The sequence below is a fragment of the Bartonella sp. AP21QHHD genome (assembly GCF_042196205.1).
GTDB lineage: Bacteria > Pseudomonadota > Alphaproteobacteria > Rhizobiales > Rhizobiaceae > Bartonella.
This window is the reverse complement of sequence record NZ_JBHIPT010000011.1, coordinates 152,696-169,033: the sequence shown is the minus strand read 5'-3', so window position 1 is coordinate 169,033 and position 16,338 is coordinate 152,696. Positions and strand designations below refer to the sequence as shown.

The window sequence follows — 16,338 nt, the reverse complement described above, 5'->3', positions numbered from 1 at the left end:
TGGGAGCTGGAAAATAGTGTTATGGTGCCAGCTTTCTTCTTCACAAGTGGAGAGATCAACTATTTTATAGATATGATTTAGATGTCTGCTGTTGTATAGAGCTCATGCTAAAGAACAATTTTGTACGGTAAGAATGAAAATTATACCTTTAGGTTGGGTGAAAGAGTTTTTATGCATAGGAAGATTTATTTAAGTGTCTTTAATTGATTAAAATATTGTTTAAAAAACGGTAATGTTAGAACTGCTATAGAAAAAAGTTTTATATTTCTTTTTATAAATTACTTAGAAATAAGATAAGGAGACTTTCCCAAAGAATTCTTAAGAAGTTTTTTATAACAGAAAGAAAAATATCGTCTAATACATTAAAATAATACGATTAAGCTATTATAAGCTACTAAAATCATTTTAGAAATTAATAATTGGAGATGAAGTATATAGGGAAATAAGATCAAAAGAAACAAAATTGTATGTGATTATTGAGATAGAATCTAAATTCTTTATGTTTTATTATTAATATCTTGATAATATTTTATTATTTTTACAAGGTCTTTTGAAGATTGAGAAAAAGTGTTATCGGGACGATATTGAATACGAAATATGAATGCACTATAATGAGTAAAAGATGGAGTATTCTGCGAACATAAATGTATTGAATGCATAAAGTCGAGAAGTGATATTCGTAAGGCGATTAAGCTTTTTTGCGGGGAGTCTGGGGTGTATTTTCAAAATTTTGCATCAGATTGCTTGTGATATAAAGAGTATGGTTTATTTCTTAACAAAGTGATGGTATATTTTCATCTCGTTTTGAAGTTCTATAGCTTAAAGAAATCGTTTTTTATACAAAAACGAAATAAGTAGCGTAAAATGAAGATATTATTTTTTAATCTGGTTATTGAATAAGAAGTTTATGTTTTGGTAACGATTAAAAGGTCACAATGAAACGTAGAAATCTATTTTGATTAGTGTGAAAATATTTCGCTTATTGAAGGAATTAGGACAATAACACATGAATATCGAGGAGTTTTTGTTGAATTTTTCCAATGAAGAAAATCTTGTTAGAGACTAAAGAAGTGAGCTAAATGAAGATGTTTGAAAAGACTGTTATTGCTGCATCTGTAATGGTTCTTGTTACAGCGGGAGTGGCATATGCACAAACGCCAAGCCGTTTAAATCAATTTGAAGCGTGGGGAGCCTATTCTTATAAATCGCCCAAAAATACGATTTGCTATGTGTTATCGGTACCTTTGAAGGCTCTTCCAACGACAGTTAATCATGGTGATAACTTTTTCTTGGTTACCAAGCGTTCTCATTCACCTATTTCGTTTGAACCGCAGTTTATGGCTGGTTATACCCTTCAAGAAGGGTCGAGAGTGACAGTGACCATTGGAGGTAAGGACTTTGATTTTTTCACGAAAGATTCCTCAGCTTGGCTGGCGTCATCAGAGCTAGAAAAGCAGCTTGTTTCTGCTATGCGTGCTGGAAGCAATATGACAGTGCAAGCGATATCAAAACGAGGAACGCATACCACTTATACTTATTCCTTAAAAGGGGTCACTGCTGCATTAAATGCAGCTCAAAAGTGCCATTAAGGTTTCGATAACTCTAAAATAGTGATGTGAATTGGAAAGCAATGGCCATTTCTTATGACCTTAGACCAGTTGGTTCATGTTTTGCACGAAAAACAGATAATGTGGTCGTGAAGGAGAGTTCTAAGCTCTCTTTAATTGGTTTGTCGCAAGATGAAATGATGCAAGCTTTAAAGACAGTTGGTGTACCAGAGCATCAAACGCGTATGCGTGTGCGTCAGCTTTGGCATTGGCTTTATGTGCGTGGTGTTTCAAATTTTGATGAGATGCTGAATATTTCTAAAGCAATGCAAGAAACACTTAAGTGTCATTTCTCCATTGCGCGCCCAGAAATTGTTGGAGAACAAATATCAAAAGATGGTACGCGTAAATGGCTCTTACGTTTTCCTGCACGTGGAGCTGGAAGGCCTGTTGAAATTGAAACGGTTTATATCCCTGAAGAAGGACGTGGTACTTTATGTCTTTCATCGCAAGTAGGGTGTACGTTAACCTGCTCTTTTTGCCATACGGGAACGCAGACGCTTGTTCGTAATCTGACCGCAGAAGAAATTTTGGCACAATTATTGGTTGCACGTGATTGTTTGGGTGATTTTCCTGATAAGAATACCCCTGATGGAGCAATTGTTCCCATTGAAGGACGAAAAATTACCAATATTGTTATGATGGGAATGGGAGAACCTCTTTATAATTTTGAAGCTGTTAAAAAAGCTTTATTGATTGCCTCTGATGGCGATGGACTTTCTTTATCAAAACGTCGAATTACGCTTTCAACTAGTGGAGTTGTTCCTGGAATTATCCGAACTGGAGAAGAAATTGGTGTTATGTTAGCAATTTCACTCCACGCAGTACACGATACACTAAGGGATATGCTTGTTCCCATTAATAAAAAATATCCGCTTGCTTTACTAATGGAGGCTTGCCGTAATTATCCTGGTCTTTCCAATGCAAAACGAATCACATTTGAATATGTTATGCTGAAAGATATCAATGATAGTTTAGATGATGCTAAGCGATTGATTCAGTTATTGAAAGGGATTCCTGCTAAGATTAATTTAATCCCTTTTAATCCGTGGCCAGGGAGTAATTATCAATGTTCTGATTGGGAGCAAATCGAGCGTTTTGCTGATGTCGTTAATCAAGCGGGCTATGCTTCTCCTATTCGGATACCGCGTGGACGCGATATTTTAGCTGCATGTGGACAGCTTAAATCAGCTTCAGAGCGCTTACGTAAATCTGAACGTTTACGACTTGAAAATGCCATTGGTCATTAGGTAACGCAATTTTCAGCGATATCGAGGCCTATACTTTTTTGTTTGTAATTTAATATCCAAACTTCATGCGATGGCATATGTGAGACAGAGATTAAGATGGATAAGTGCTAGACGAACAGTTTCAGCGTTTATATGCTAAATGGGGTAAGAGATTGTCTATAGTCTGTTTACATAATCTCTGAAATAAGAAGGAAACCTAATTTAGAGGGAATATGAGGTCTTAAGGATTATAACTAATTTCTACCTTATTATCATACTCGTTAATTCGGTTTTATGTCTTTTAAAAGCATCTACGGTAATATCTTTTAAAAAGTGGAGATTGTGCACTGCCTCATGCTTTTGTTTATTATTTTCTTAAATAAGATCACGCATCACAAGCAAAACAGAGGATCTAAAATATAAATACCATTGAGTTATCCATTGATATGTTTTTTAAGTATCTCTTAGTACACTCTTCATATCACGATAATGCTTGTGAGGAGTATAACAAAAAGCTTCTGTAAATGTATTGTACTCCTACACCTTTATGTTTAATAAAGGTGTAAATTGATACCACCATTCTATTTTTCAGCTCCCAATGTTGTAACAGCTTTTAGTACTTGAGATGGTTTATAAGAGGTGTTTTTATTCTTTTCTTAGATAGTTTTTATCCATACGAAAACTCCAGCTTCTCTTGTGATGTACAAAGGAAAGGTATTGTTTTATCCAAAACAAACAGGTTTGAAATGAAAAAATCTTATAATATTTGTTTTTTTTATTTAAATTAAAAGCGATACATTACACGTATAAATCAATGTTTTGTAACCACAAGGAGATGGAGGGCAAAGCTGGTAAAAGTACCAGCAATAAGCCAGTCGAGAAAGCGAATATAAAGAGGGTTCTTTTTGAGAGTTTTGGTAAGTTTATGCGCTGTAAAAACGATTGCAATTGTAATGGGGAAAGAAATAGGAATATAAGAGAGTCCTAAAAAGAGCAATTTTTGTGTTGCCATAGGATCATTCGCATTGATAAATTGTGGTAAGAATGTCGCGTTAAAGAGTATAACTTTAGGATTGAGAAGATTAATTCCAATACCAGCAAGATAGTTACGTTTAGCGCTTTGAGATTTAGAAGATGTCTGTTCAAAGGAAAAAGTGGGGTTTCTCCGTAAAGCTTGAAAGGAAAACCATAAAAGATAAAAGGCGCCAACAATTTTCAGAAGAACAAAAGTATGTGGTGCAGCAAAAATAAGCGCTGATAAGCCAAGTGCTACAGCGGTAACCTGAATGGCAAACCCTGTTGCACTACCCAAGGCGCACATAATTCCAGCTTTTTTGCTTTGTGTAATGGTTCGTCCTACAGAAAGCATCATATCTGGTCCTGGAATAAGTGCTAAAATCAACGATGCTAAAGCAAATTGTACAACAATAGACCACTCCGGTAGAAATGACACGTAAATCTCCTTTTATTTTTAAGCAGTGTTCACTATTTATACTTTGAGGCACCTTTATTTACGCTTTTTGCGTCTTTTTAATGTTGCTTAAAAAGAATTTATTTTTATATTTCTTGCATCGTTTTGATTTTTGGGTAGAAATAAAAAAGTAGCTCATATAGAACGTTAAAATGAAAAAGTGGCAAAATATTAGAAAAGTTGTTTTGGCTTATTCAGGTGGATTGGATACGTCAATTATTCTTAAATGGTTGCAAAGTGCGCTAGGTGTTGAAGTTGTAACTTTTACAGCAGATTTGGGGCAGGGGGAAGAGCTAGAACTTGCTCGTCGTAAAGCTGAAATGCTAGGTGTTAAAGAGATCTACATTGAAGATTTGCGCGAAGAATTTGTGCGTGATTTTGTGTTTCCGATGTTTCGAGCCAATACCGTTTATGAGGGGACTTATCTTTTAGGAACATCAATTGCACGTCCACTTATTTCAAAACGCCTTATTGAAATTGCTGAGGAAACAGGGGCAGATGCCATTGCTCATGGAGCAACAGGAAAAGGCAATGATCAGGTACGCTTTGAGCTTTCCGCTTATGCGCTTAATCCTGATATAAAGATTATTGCTCCATGGCGTGATTGGGATTTTAAGAGTCGGACAGATCTCTTTGAATTTGCTCGTATTCATCAAATTCCTGTAGAAAAGGATAAGCAAGGTGAAGCGCCTTTTTCAGTGGATGCAAATTTATTGCATTCTTCATCAGAAGGAAAGATTTTAGAAGATCCAGCACTTCCTGCTCCTGAATATGTCCATATGCGTACTCTTTCGCCGGAAGATGCTCCAGATCAAGCAACCAGAATTACTCTTGGCTTTAAAAAAGGCGATGCTGTTTCAATCAATGGAAAAAATTTATCACCTGCAACTTTACTTGCAGAGTTAAATCATTATGGGCGCGATAATGGTATTGGTCGGTTAGATTTGGTAGAAAATCGCTTTGTGGGTATGAAATCACGGGGTATTTATGAAACACCAGGTGGAACCATTCTTTTGACGGCTCACAGAGCTATAGAATCTTTAACGTTAGATCGTGGCGCAGCTCATTTAAAAGATGAATTGATGCCACGTTATGCAGAACTCATTTATTATGGATTTTGGTTTTCGCCGGAACGTAAGATGTTGCAGGCAGCTATTGATTTATCTCAAGAACATGTTGAAGGTGAAGTCACGTTAAAGCTTTATAAGGGGAATGTAATTATTGAAGGGCGCCAAAGTAAAAAATCACTTTATTCCAGTGAGTTAGTAACTTTCGAGGATGATCAAGGTGTTTATGATCAAAGAGATGCAACTGGTTTTATTAAATTAAATGCTCTACGTTTGCGTACATTAGCAATGCGTCATCAAGGTGATAAAGAAAAGAAATAGAAAATTACGGTGACAAGTGTAATATGGATTAGTGCTTTTGTATGAAATGCCTAGTTTAAGCATTTTTCTGTTGGTTTTTACCGTTCTTTCGTTCAATACTAGAAGCTTATCTTCTGCGCTAATAAATATAATAAGCAAAACCCATGATAATAATAGCAATGAAGGCTTCGATAATCAAAACAGGTCAATTTTGCTTTATAATATTGAATGTTTTTGATTTTTATCAGAACAAAATATATTTATAACGAGGGCGGTTTTTGTATAGTGACTTAAGAGTATAAAGAAATTTTCATCTTTTTGCTTGCTATTATTGACGAATAAATTCAAGAACCATACACCCTATTTTGAAAGAGTGTAATTTTTAGGATAAATAATGATGCGTGATCAATGTGATACCCTCAACCTTACGCCTGAATTAAAAGATGCAGCTTCTCAATCGAGAACTTGGCCATTTGAAGAAGCACGTAAGATTATCAAACGGTATGAAAAAACGGGTTATCCAGACAGTGTGATATTTGAAACAGGTTATGGCCCTTCTGGTTTACCGCATATTGGAACTTTTGGGGAAGTTGCACGTACAACCATGGTGCGTCATGCATTTCATATTCTCACGGAGAATAAAGTAAAAACAAAATTACTTTGTTTTTCTGATGATATGGATGGTTTGCGCAAGGTTCCTGAGAATGTGCCTGATCGCGAGAGGATGGAACATTATCTTGGTCAACCGTTGAGCCGTGTACCCGACCCTTTTGGAGATGATTATCCTTCTTTTGGAGCGGCAAATAATGCGCGGTTACGGGCTTTCCTTGATCGTTTTGGTTTTGATTATGAATTTGCAAGTGCTACGGATTATTACAATTCCGGTCGTTTTGATGAAACACTTTTGAAAATCCTTGCCTGTTATGACAAGGTTATGGCAATTATTTTACCAACATTAGGTGAAGAACGGCAAGCGACCTATTCACTCTTTCTACCGATTTCTCCCTTTTCTGGAAAAGTATTACAGGTACCGATGATTGCGCGTAATGTTGAAAAAGGGACTGTCACTTATATTGAACCTGAAACAGGAGAAACCATAGAAACAGAGGTTACGGGGGGCAAAGTTAAGTGTCAGTGGAAGGTAGATTGGGCAATGCGTTGGACAGCACTTAGCATTGATTATGAAATGGCCGGAAAAGACCTTATCGATTCCACAAATCTTTCTTCTAAAATTTGTAAAGTATTAGGTGGAACCCCCCCAGAAGGATTCAACTATGAGCTCTTTTTAGATGAGAAAGGGCAGAAAATTTCCAAATCCAAGGGAAATGGCTTAACCATTGATGAATGGCTTACTTATGCCCCAACAGAGAGTTTAGGGCTTTATATGTTTTCAAAACCTAAAACAGCAAAAAGGCTTTATTTTGATGTTATTCCTAAAGCTGTAGATGAATATTATGCTCATCTTTCTGCTTATGGTCGTCAAAAATGGCAAGAACGGCTCAGTAATCCTGTATGGCATATTCATAATGGTTGTCCACCGCAGGTTGATTTGCCTGTATCCTTTGCGATGCTTTTAAATTTGGTAAGTGCTTCAAATGCGGAGAATGCAGAAGTTCTTTGGGGTTTTATTTCTCGTTACGCTAAAGAAGCAAATGCACAAACTTATCCAGAACTTGATCAATTGGTGAAGTTTGCCATTAAATATTTTGATGTTTTTGTTAAACCAAACAAGAAGTTTCGTATACCAGATGATAGCGAACGAGCAACATTAGCACAAATTGATGAAAAATTAGCTCATTTACCTGAAACTGTTGATGGCAACATATTACAAAATATGCTTCTTGATGTTGCAAGGTTAACGGAACGCTATCAAGATCATAGCAAAAAAAGCCCTGAAGGTGGGCCTGGTGTTTCTAATGTTTTTTTTCAAATGTTGTATGAAGTCCTTCTTGGACAAGAGCGAGGTCCACGATGGGGATCATTTATAGCGCTTTATGGGATTAATGAAATGCGTGCACTGATTGCTGAAACACTTGCACGTCCTGTGGAGGAATAATGGAACGAAGAGTGCAGGAAGTAAAGCGACGCCGTACATTTGCAATTATTGCTCACCCAGATGCGGGGAAAACAACATTAACAGAAAAGCTTTTATTGTTTGGTGGTGCTATTCAACTTGCAGGAGAAGTAAAAGCCAAAAAAGATCGTATTCAAACCCGTTCTGATTGGATGAATATTGAGCGTGATCGTGGTATTTCCGTTGTGACTTCGGTGATGACGTTTGAATATGAAAATCATATTTTTAATCTCCTAGATACTCCAGGACATGAGGACTTTGCGGATGATACGTATCGCACTCTCACAGCTGTTGATAGTGCTATCATGGTATTGGATGGGGCACGCGGAATTGAGCCAAGAACACTGAAATTGTTTGAAGTATGTCGGATGCGGGATATTCCTATTGTTACTTTTATCAATAAAATGGATCGTGAGGCACGTGATCCTATAGAGCTTTTAGATGAAATTGAAGAAAAGCTTGCTCTTGATACCGCCCCCATAACATGGCCCATTGGGTCGGGTAAAGATTTTGTCGGGACCTATGACCTTCATCATAACCGTTTTCGCCAAAAAGATGATGAGATAACACAGCGGATCGTTTCAAATCCCAGTGAGGTTGTCCATTTACTTCCCCAATATCAACGTTCCACTTTTCTTGAAGGAGTAGAACTCGCTCAAAGTGTTTGCAAGAATTTTGATCTTCAAGCTTTCCGTGAAGGTCATATGACACCGGTTTATTTTGGTTCAGCTTTGCGAAATTTTGGTGTTCGTGATTTGATCAATGCGCTTATAGATTTTGGTCAAAGTCCTCGTGATCAAAGTGCAGATCAGCGCAATGTCATAGCAACTGAACCTAAAATGACGGGATTTGTTTTTAAAATTCAAGCGAATATGGACCCTAATCATCGTGATCGTATTGCATTTTTTCGGGTATGTTCTGGAACACTTGAACGTGGTATGAAAACAAAGTTGGTTCGAACAGGAAAACCGATGACACTTTCGGCTCCACAATTTTTCTTTGCGCGTTCGCGCCAGATTGCTGATCAAGCCTATGCTGGTGATATCGTAGGGATCCCTAATCATGGAACATTGCGTATCGGCGATACTTTGACTGAAGGAGAAGATATCCTCTTTAAGGGAGTACCAAATTTTGCACCAGAGATTTTGCGTCGTGTTTGTTTAGGCGATCCAATGAAAGCAAAAAAGCTCAAAGAAGCTTTGCAACAAATGGCTGAAGAAGGGGTTGTACAATTGTTTATTCCTGATGATGGGTCGCCTTCTCTCATTGGTGTTATTGGTGCTTTGCAAATTGATGTTTTAAAAGAGCGATTAAAAATAGAATATTCTTTGCCAGTGAATTTTGAGTCTGCACGCTTTAATTTATGCCGTTGGATTTCAACGCAGAGCAAAGATGAGTTGCAAAAGTTTCTCAGCAATCACCGCTCTGCTATTGCGTATGATTTAGAAGGTGATCCAGTTTTTTTAGCGGAGAACCATTTTTCATTAAATTATGAAGCAGAAAGAGCTCCTAAGATAAAATTTTCTACTTTTAAAGATTATCAAGTAAGCTTTTAATGTAAAGAAGAATTTTTTATGTAACAATTTGGTTGATAATGATTTTTCATATTGAGTTGGGGATCTGAATATTGTTATTTTTTCTGAAAACAAAAGGAGTATGTAAAGAACACTTTCAGATTGCACTGTATAAAGAATACGGTAAATTTATTTTATAATATTCAATAAGTTATAATATATTTGTAATTGTAACGTCTTTTAAAATTTTGATATATTTTTTCACAATAGCTTAAGACAAGGTCATATATTTCAGTATTTTGAATGTCAGCTAAAAATCTCCTGTATAAATAGAGCTTTTCAGTTTTTTCTTGTATGAAAATTGTATACAGTCAAAATAAAGCAAATAATCAATAAGATGAAATTTGTTATTCCCAATATGAGATCATATGACTTATAAACCACGTGTCTTTTCTATATCTTCTGGAATGGCTTTTTTGCCTCACTTTGTTGAGGCACTGCTCTCCGGTACCCTTATTGATAATTTCGCTCCCAATGGAGACATTCAAACTGCCCTTGCCGATAGCCTTATTTATGTTCCGACACGTCGTGCTGCTCGCGCTTTACGTTTAGCCTTTGTTGAAAGAAGCGATACACAATCAACTTTCTTACCAACCATTCGTGCTCTAGGAGATGTCGATGAAGACAGTTTCCTTTTTGTTGAAAATCATACCAGCACTCTGAATCCACCCATTGGAAAAAGTGAACGCTTACTGCTTTTAGCGCGCCTTATTCGCCCATGGCGTGAAAATTTACCTGCGCATCTGCGTGCCATGTTTGGTACAGAAGATGTACTTATTCCGGCTCATAGTGCTGATGCAATTTGGCTTGCTCAGGATTTAGCGCATTTGATGGACGAAATTGAAACAGAAGGAGCAGATTGGTCGAAACTTAAAGATATTGCACCTGATATGGTCGCTGAATGGTGGCAAATAACGCTCGACTTTCTGACTATTGTTACGCAAAATTGGCCACAAATCTTGACCGAAAGGCAACGAAGCAATCCCGCGGAATGGCGTAATCAAGCACTCACAATGCATGCAGAGACTTTGCGATGCACGCAGCCTGATAAACCTATCATTGCTGCTGGTGTGTCAGGTTCTATGCCCGCAGTTTCTCATCTTTTAAAGGTTATAGCTTCTCTGCCCAAAGGGGCTGTTGTTCTTCCTGGCCTTGATCTTCATATGGATGAAGAACAATGGAATGCACTAAGCACAAGCAATAAAGAAAAAACAGCTTGTGATTTTTTTGATCCTGCAGAAAATGTTTTTAGCCATCCTCAATATCATTTAAAAAAACTTCTAACTCTCATGGAGTGTCAACGTCATCATGTTTGCGAAATTGGCCAACAAAGTATAACAAAGAAAAAACGAATGGCTCTTTTATCAGAAGCACTCCGACCTGCTTCTACAACAGATAAATGGATACAAATTGTCCGTGATGATTATGAAAATCTTTGTGCAGATTGGTCATTTATTGAAGCTATAAATGAACGTGAAGAAGCTCTCGCTATAGCTGTTACCTTACGCAAAGCTATTGAAGAACCTCAAAAAACTGCAGCCCTTATTACAAATGACCGTAATTTAGCACGCCGTGTTGCTGTGGAATTACAGCGATTTGGAATTGAAGCAAATGATTCAGGCGGAATACCACTTGCACAAACATTGCCTGTAACTCTCTTACGACTTATCTTAGAAAATGTATTGCAACCTGATGATCCCATTGCTTTTCTTTCTCTTCTTAAACATCCCCTTACAACACTCCAACAAAATCGTCATCGTTTACGGGAAATGGCAGAAAATTTTGAACTTTTTGTTCTTCGAGGGAATACAGGGCGTATTAATCTTTGCGAATGTGATCAATTTCTTGAAAAATGGATTGAAACATCTTTTCATAATAGTTCTGAAAATAACACCCTTGATCAGCAGAAATGTGAAGAAGCACGTCTCTTTTGTCATCTTTTAAAAAAAGCTGTTGAGCCTTTAACGTCTCTTATGAAACAAGAGAAAGAATGCACCATCAATGAGGCTGCAATAGCAACTGTTGAGGTTTTTGAAAATTTTGGTCGCAATGAGGATAATTCTCTTGCACATCTTTATCAACATGAAGCAGGACAAGCCTTATCAAATTTTTTGCGTGAATTGGTCAGTGATCAATCGGGATTAACATTTCATCTTTGTGAATGGCCCGCTATGTTTTCTGCCATAATAGCAACCCGTTCCGTCGCACCTTCGCCTGGAGGACATCCACGTTTATTCATCTGGGGTACTTTGGAATCGCGTTTGCAAACGGTTGATACAGTGGTCATTGGTGGTCTTAATGAAGGATCATGGCCGATATCAACCCGAAATGATGCTTTTTTATCGCGACCGATGAAAATGATGTTAACTCTGGAACCACCAGAACAGCGTATTGGTCTTTCCGCGCATGATTTTCAATGGGCGATGGGAATGGATAAAGTGGTGATGAGCCGAGCACTACGAGTTGATCATGTTCCTTCTCTCCCTTCACGCTGGCTACAACGCTTAGAAACTGTCGTAGGACAACAAGTTTGGAAACAAATCCGTGCACGAGGTGAAAAGATACGCCATTGGGCAAAGATGCTTGACAATACGGACATGTCTGCTTGTGCAACACGCCCTTGCCCTGTGCCACCCATTGCAGTGCGTCCACGTCATTTTTCCATCACCGAAATAACAACGTTACGCCATGACCCTTATGCCATTTATGCTAAAAAAATCTTAAGGCTCAAACCACTTAAAGCCCTTATTCATGACCCTGGTGCTTCTGAACGCGGAACACTTTATCACGCTATTCTTGCAGATTTTTGCACACAAATAAAAAATCTAAATGCTGCAAATGCATTAGATGTGTTGCTCGCTATTGGACGTAAAGAATTTGATAAGTTTAATTTGCCTGCTGATGTTGAAACAATCTGGTGGAATACATTTGAAAATCTTGCTCCCTTTATTTTGCAATGGGAACAAAGTCTAGAACCCCGAATACGACATTCGGAAGTGGAATCGCAAAAAATACCCATAGGTACAACAGGTGTAACTCTTTCAGGACGTGCTGATCGTATTGATATATTGCCAAACAAAACGGTTGAAATACTTGATTTTAAAACGAGTACACCCCCTTCATCAAAACAGGTTCGCGAATTATTATTTCCACAATTAGCATTGGAAACCGCTCTATTAATGAGAGGAGCTTTTACAGATTTTCAAAATCTGTCCCCCTCAAAACTATTTTATATTCCTCTTAATGGAAAAGGTAAGATTACTCCTCAATTAATTCTTTCAGAAAAAGCGGAAAAAGATCACCAAAATGTTATTAATCTTGGTGAAAGGGCGTGGGAACATCTTATCGCGTTAATGGAGTATTATCAAAATCCACAACAAGGCTATCTTTCACACGCAGTCCCTATGTTAAAACAATATGAAAGTGACTATGATCATCTGGCACGCTTATGGGAATGGTCAAATGGATTTCATAAAGGAGATCAATCATGACTCTTTTTTCTATTCCTGAAGCAGCCCTTGATGCACAAGCAACAGCAACACATCCAAAAACACATGTATGGGTTTCTGCAAATGCAGGATCTGGAAAAACCCATGTTCTAACCGAACGCGTTATTCGTTTGCTTTTAAACGGTACTTCTCCAGCACGTATTTTATGCCTTACTTACACGAGAGCCGCCGCCGCTGTTATGCAATCGCGGATTTTTCGCACACTCTCCAGCTGGAATGAACTCGATGATGCACAGCTTAAAGAAATCTTATCGAAGTTTGAAAACAAACCTATCAGTGCAACAAAAATAACCTATGCGCGCCAACTCTTTGCTCGTGCTTTAGAAACACCTGGTGGTTTGAAAATACAGACTATTCACGCATTTTGCGAATCTCTCTTGCATCAATTTATGCTAGAAGCCAATATTGCTGGACATTTTGAACTCATAGATGATATCAACCGCAAGAAATTACTACAAGAAGCCCGCTGCCAACTTTTAAAGCATCATGATATACAACCCGCTCTAAAACAGCTGCTTAAGGTTATCAGTGAACATACTTTTAACCAATTGCTGTATGAAGCAGCTGAAAAGCAACATAAACTGTCTGATTTTTTGTCTTCTCTTCTGTCTGAAAATGGAGAAGAGAAATTGCGGGCGCTGTTTAATTTAGCACCTGATGATACAAATCAGCAATTACTAGAAAAAATTCAACAGACTGCTCGTCTTCCTCTTTATGCTCTTAACCATTGTGAAACCCATGGGAATAAAAACACTAAGAGTATCATTGAAAAACTTCCCCAATTAGAAACCGCTTGTGATGAAGAAACTATCATTGATATTGTTTCAAATATTTATTTTACAACAGAAGGTAAACCTCGTAATTTTGCACTTATATCGTCTAAAAAATCAGATGAAATTTGGCCTTTTATTCAACAATTGATTAAAGATAAACAAAGCAAGCTTTCTGTTCTTTTAGAAAAATATCACTGTGCAAAAGTTGCCACCCTCAATATGGCTGCTTTTCAGCTTTGTGCCCTTTATCTCAAAATTTATGCAAATTTAAAAAAAGCCAATGGTTTTTTAAACTTTGATGATCTCATTGAGCGCACACTCCATTTGTTACAGCGCAAAGGTGCAAGCCAATGGGTGCACTATAAACTTGATAAGGGTCTTGATCATATTTTGCTTGATGAAGCACAAGATACGAACCCTGATCAATGGAAAATTATTCAACTTTTAGCGCAAGAATTTTTTACAGGTCATAGTCAACGTGACAATATACGTACTCTTTTCGCTGTTGGAGATGAAAAACAGTCTATTTATTCCTTTCAGGGCGCTGCACCAGAAAATTTTGCTGCAAATGGCAAAATTATTCAAAAAAAAGCACAACAAGCAAAGCAGAAATTTGAAAAAATACAATTGAATTACTCTTTTCGCTCCACAGCCGATGTTCTTAAAAGTGTGGATCTTGTCTTTGAAACACCAGAGAATTATAAAGGGCTTTCAGCAGAAAATACAAAAACCATACACGAAGCTATCCGTACTCACAGTCCAGGTGAAGTTATTTTATGGGATGCCATTTCTAAAGAAAAAGACGAATTTCCTGATGATTGGCATGTAACTGTTGATCATTTAGATATACCAGCAGTACGTTTGGCAGAAAAAGTTGCTGAAACGATTGCAGGCTGGTTACACAAAGGAGAAATGCTTCCAGCAAAAGGGCGGTTATTGCGTGCTAGTGATATTATGGTTTTGGTTCGTAAGCGTGATCAATTTGCCCTAGCGCTTTCTCGTGCCCTTAAACAACGCAATATACCCGTCGCTGGTGCAGACCGTTTACAGCTTATAAAACATATGAGTGTGCGTGATTTAATGGCACTCGGACGTTTTGTTTTGCAACCACAAGACGATTTGTCTCTTGCTTGTGTTTTAAAAAGTCCACTCTTTGCGCTTAGCGAAGAGGAACTTTATCAACTTGCCGCTCACCGTACAGGCTCCCTTTGGAAAAGCCTTTGTGAACAGGCATCGTCGCATATTCCTTTTAAAGATACTTTTGAAAGCTTGAGTCAATATCGTACTTTAGTGGATAAAATACCAGTCTTCGAATTCTATAGTCATATCTTAAATGATGATAAGGGACGACAAAAAATTTTAGCGCGCTTAGGCTCGGAAGCCAATGATGTGCTTGATGCTTTTATGGACTACACACTCGCGATTCAAAAAACGGGGTTACCAGGATTACAAGCTTTTTTGGAAACATTAAGTGTCAGTGAACCAGAAATTAAACGTGAGTTTGACCAAAATCATGAAGAAATTCGCATCATGACTGTTCACGCCGCAAAAGGACTGGAGGCTGCTGTTGTATTTTTAGTTGATCTCGGTAGTGCGATTTGGCATCCCCAGCATGCGCCTCACTTGCTTAAAGTTCCTTTAAACAATGCACAATGGAACGGAAAACAAGCCTTTATTTGGCATCCCAATGAAAAGTTTGATACAAAACTCTCTAAACAAGCAATTTCATATTTAAAAGAGCGTGCTGAAGAGGAGTATAGGCGCCTTCTTTATGTAGGAATGACACGCGCTGAAGATCGCTTGTTTGTTTGCGGGTATACAAATCAGAAAACGCCATCTCATACATGGTTACAACTGGTAAAGAGAGCTCTCGAACCGCATGCGGTAGCTATAAAAGGTCCTGCGGAAGATATTGCAGCTTGGCGTTATTGCATTACACCGCCTTCTTCTACTTCTATAAACCAAAAAATTTCTTCCGTTGAGTGCCAAACACTTCCACCTCTACCAGACTTTTTCTCCCATAAAGTCCCAGCAGAACCGGTGCTCCCAAAACCGTTAAAACCGTCAGTGGCGAGCCTTTCCATTGAAGCTGATACAGAGCTATTCTCAAATCCAAAACAGTTTACCACTTCACCTGTTTTAGGAGCCATGAACACAAACAGAGCTTTTTCCATTGAATATGGTAATCTCGTTCACCGATTGTTACAGTATTTGCCCGATTGTCCCCCACAAAAACGTCGAGATTATGCTCGAAACTATCTCAATATCAAAGCCTCTCATTGGCATGAGAGCCAAAGAGAAGATGCTCTTTGCCATATTTGGAAAATATTAGATCATGTTTATCTCAAACCCCTTTTCTCTGAGCATTCACGTGCTGAGGTCTCCTTAATGGGTATTGTGAAAATTCGTGGAAAAGAACAAGCAATCTCTGGTCAAATTGACCGTCTCTACATCACGCAAAACAGCGTTATCTTTGCAGATTTTAAAACAGGAACCCCGCCAGAAAATGAAGCTGCTATTGCTTCCCATCATTGGTTGCAAATGGCTCTTTATCGAAAATTATTGCAAGCTATTCATCCCGATAAAGATATACAGGCTCTGCTTATCTACAGTAAAGAAGCCAAAATTTTTAAACTTCCTCCAGAAAAACTTGAGGCATTTCTTAGTGAAGTTGCCTTATAAGTTAGTCTTTTCCCTGCAAAGCATTTTTACACTTTATTTACTTTCATAAAAT

At 37.8% G+C, this 16,338-nt stretch carries 8 protein-coding genes; 7 read left to right on the top strand and 1 reads right to left on the bottom strand.

The window, feature by feature from the left end; translation table 11 throughout:
• Positions 1-1,085: 1,085 nt before the first annotated feature.
• Together ACFIMC_RS00995 and rlmN are read left to right on the top strand one after the other, a co-directional pair.
• Positions 1,086-1,589 (top strand): invasion associated locus B family protein, encoded by a 504-nt coding sequence (locus ACFIMC_RS00995; protein WP_375611465.1) that lies wholly within the window; start codon positions 1,086-1,088, stop codon positions 1,587-1,589.
• Between the two features lie 41 nt (positions 1,590-1,630).
• Positions 1,631-2,857 (top strand): 23S rRNA (adenine(2503)-C(2))-methyltransferase RlmN, encoded by a 1,227-nt coding sequence (gene rlmN, locus ACFIMC_RS00990; RefSeq protein ID WP_375638148.1) that lies wholly within the window; start codon positions 1,631-1,633, stop codon positions 2,855-2,857.
• Between the two features lie 790 nt (positions 2,858-3,647).
• On the opposite strand, the gene ACFIMC_RS00985 is transcribed toward rlmN, so the two are convergent.
• Positions 3,648-4,289 carry a LysE family translocator gene (locus ACFIMC_RS00985; RefSeq protein WP_375612781.1) on the bottom strand — a complete coding sequence of 214 codons (642 nt, stop codon included), beginning with the start codon at positions 4,287-4,289 and terminating at the stop codon, positions 3,648-3,650.
• A 170-nt stretch (positions 4,290-4,459) separates the two neighbouring features.
• Here ACFIMC_RS00985 and ACFIMC_RS00980 point away from each other — a divergent pair, with 170 nt between their 5' ends.
• From ACFIMC_RS00980 to addA, 5 genes are all read left to right on the top strand, one after another.
• Positions 4,460-5,695 carry an argininosuccinate synthase gene (locus ACFIMC_RS00980; protein WP_375612782.1) on the top strand — a complete coding sequence of 412 codons (1,236 nt, stop codon included), beginning with the start codon at positions 4,460-4,462 and terminating at the stop codon, positions 5,693-5,695.
• A gap of 373 nt (positions 5,696-6,068) precedes the next feature.
• Entirely contained in the window at positions 6,069-7,730 is a 1,662-nt protein-coding gene (locus ACFIMC_RS00975) for a lysine--tRNA ligase (RefSeq protein ID WP_375620882.1), read from the top strand.
• On the top strand, positions 7,730-9,304 hold the full coding sequence (locus ACFIMC_RS00970) for a peptide chain release factor 3 (RefSeq protein WP_375612784.1): 1,575 nt from the start codon (positions 7,730-7,732) through the stop codon (positions 9,302-9,304). Before ACFIMC_RS00975 ends, ACFIMC_RS00970 begins: the two co-directional genes overlap by 1 nt.
• 386 nt (positions 9,305-9,690) lie before the next feature.
• Positions 9,691-12,813 (top strand): double-strand break repair protein AddB, encoded by a 3,123-nt coding sequence (gene addB / locus ACFIMC_RS00965; RefSeq protein ID WP_375680936.1) that lies wholly within the window; start codon positions 9,691-9,693, stop codon positions 12,811-12,813.
• Positions 12,810-16,286: a double-strand break repair helicase AddA gene (gene addA / locus ACFIMC_RS00960; protein ID WP_375671715.1), complete on the top strand. Its 3,477-nt coding sequence runs from the start codon at positions 12,810-12,812 to the stop codon at positions 16,284-16,286. Before addB ends, addA begins: the two co-directional genes overlap by 4 nt.
• The last annotated feature ends 52 nt before the right edge of the window (positions 16,287-16,338 follow it).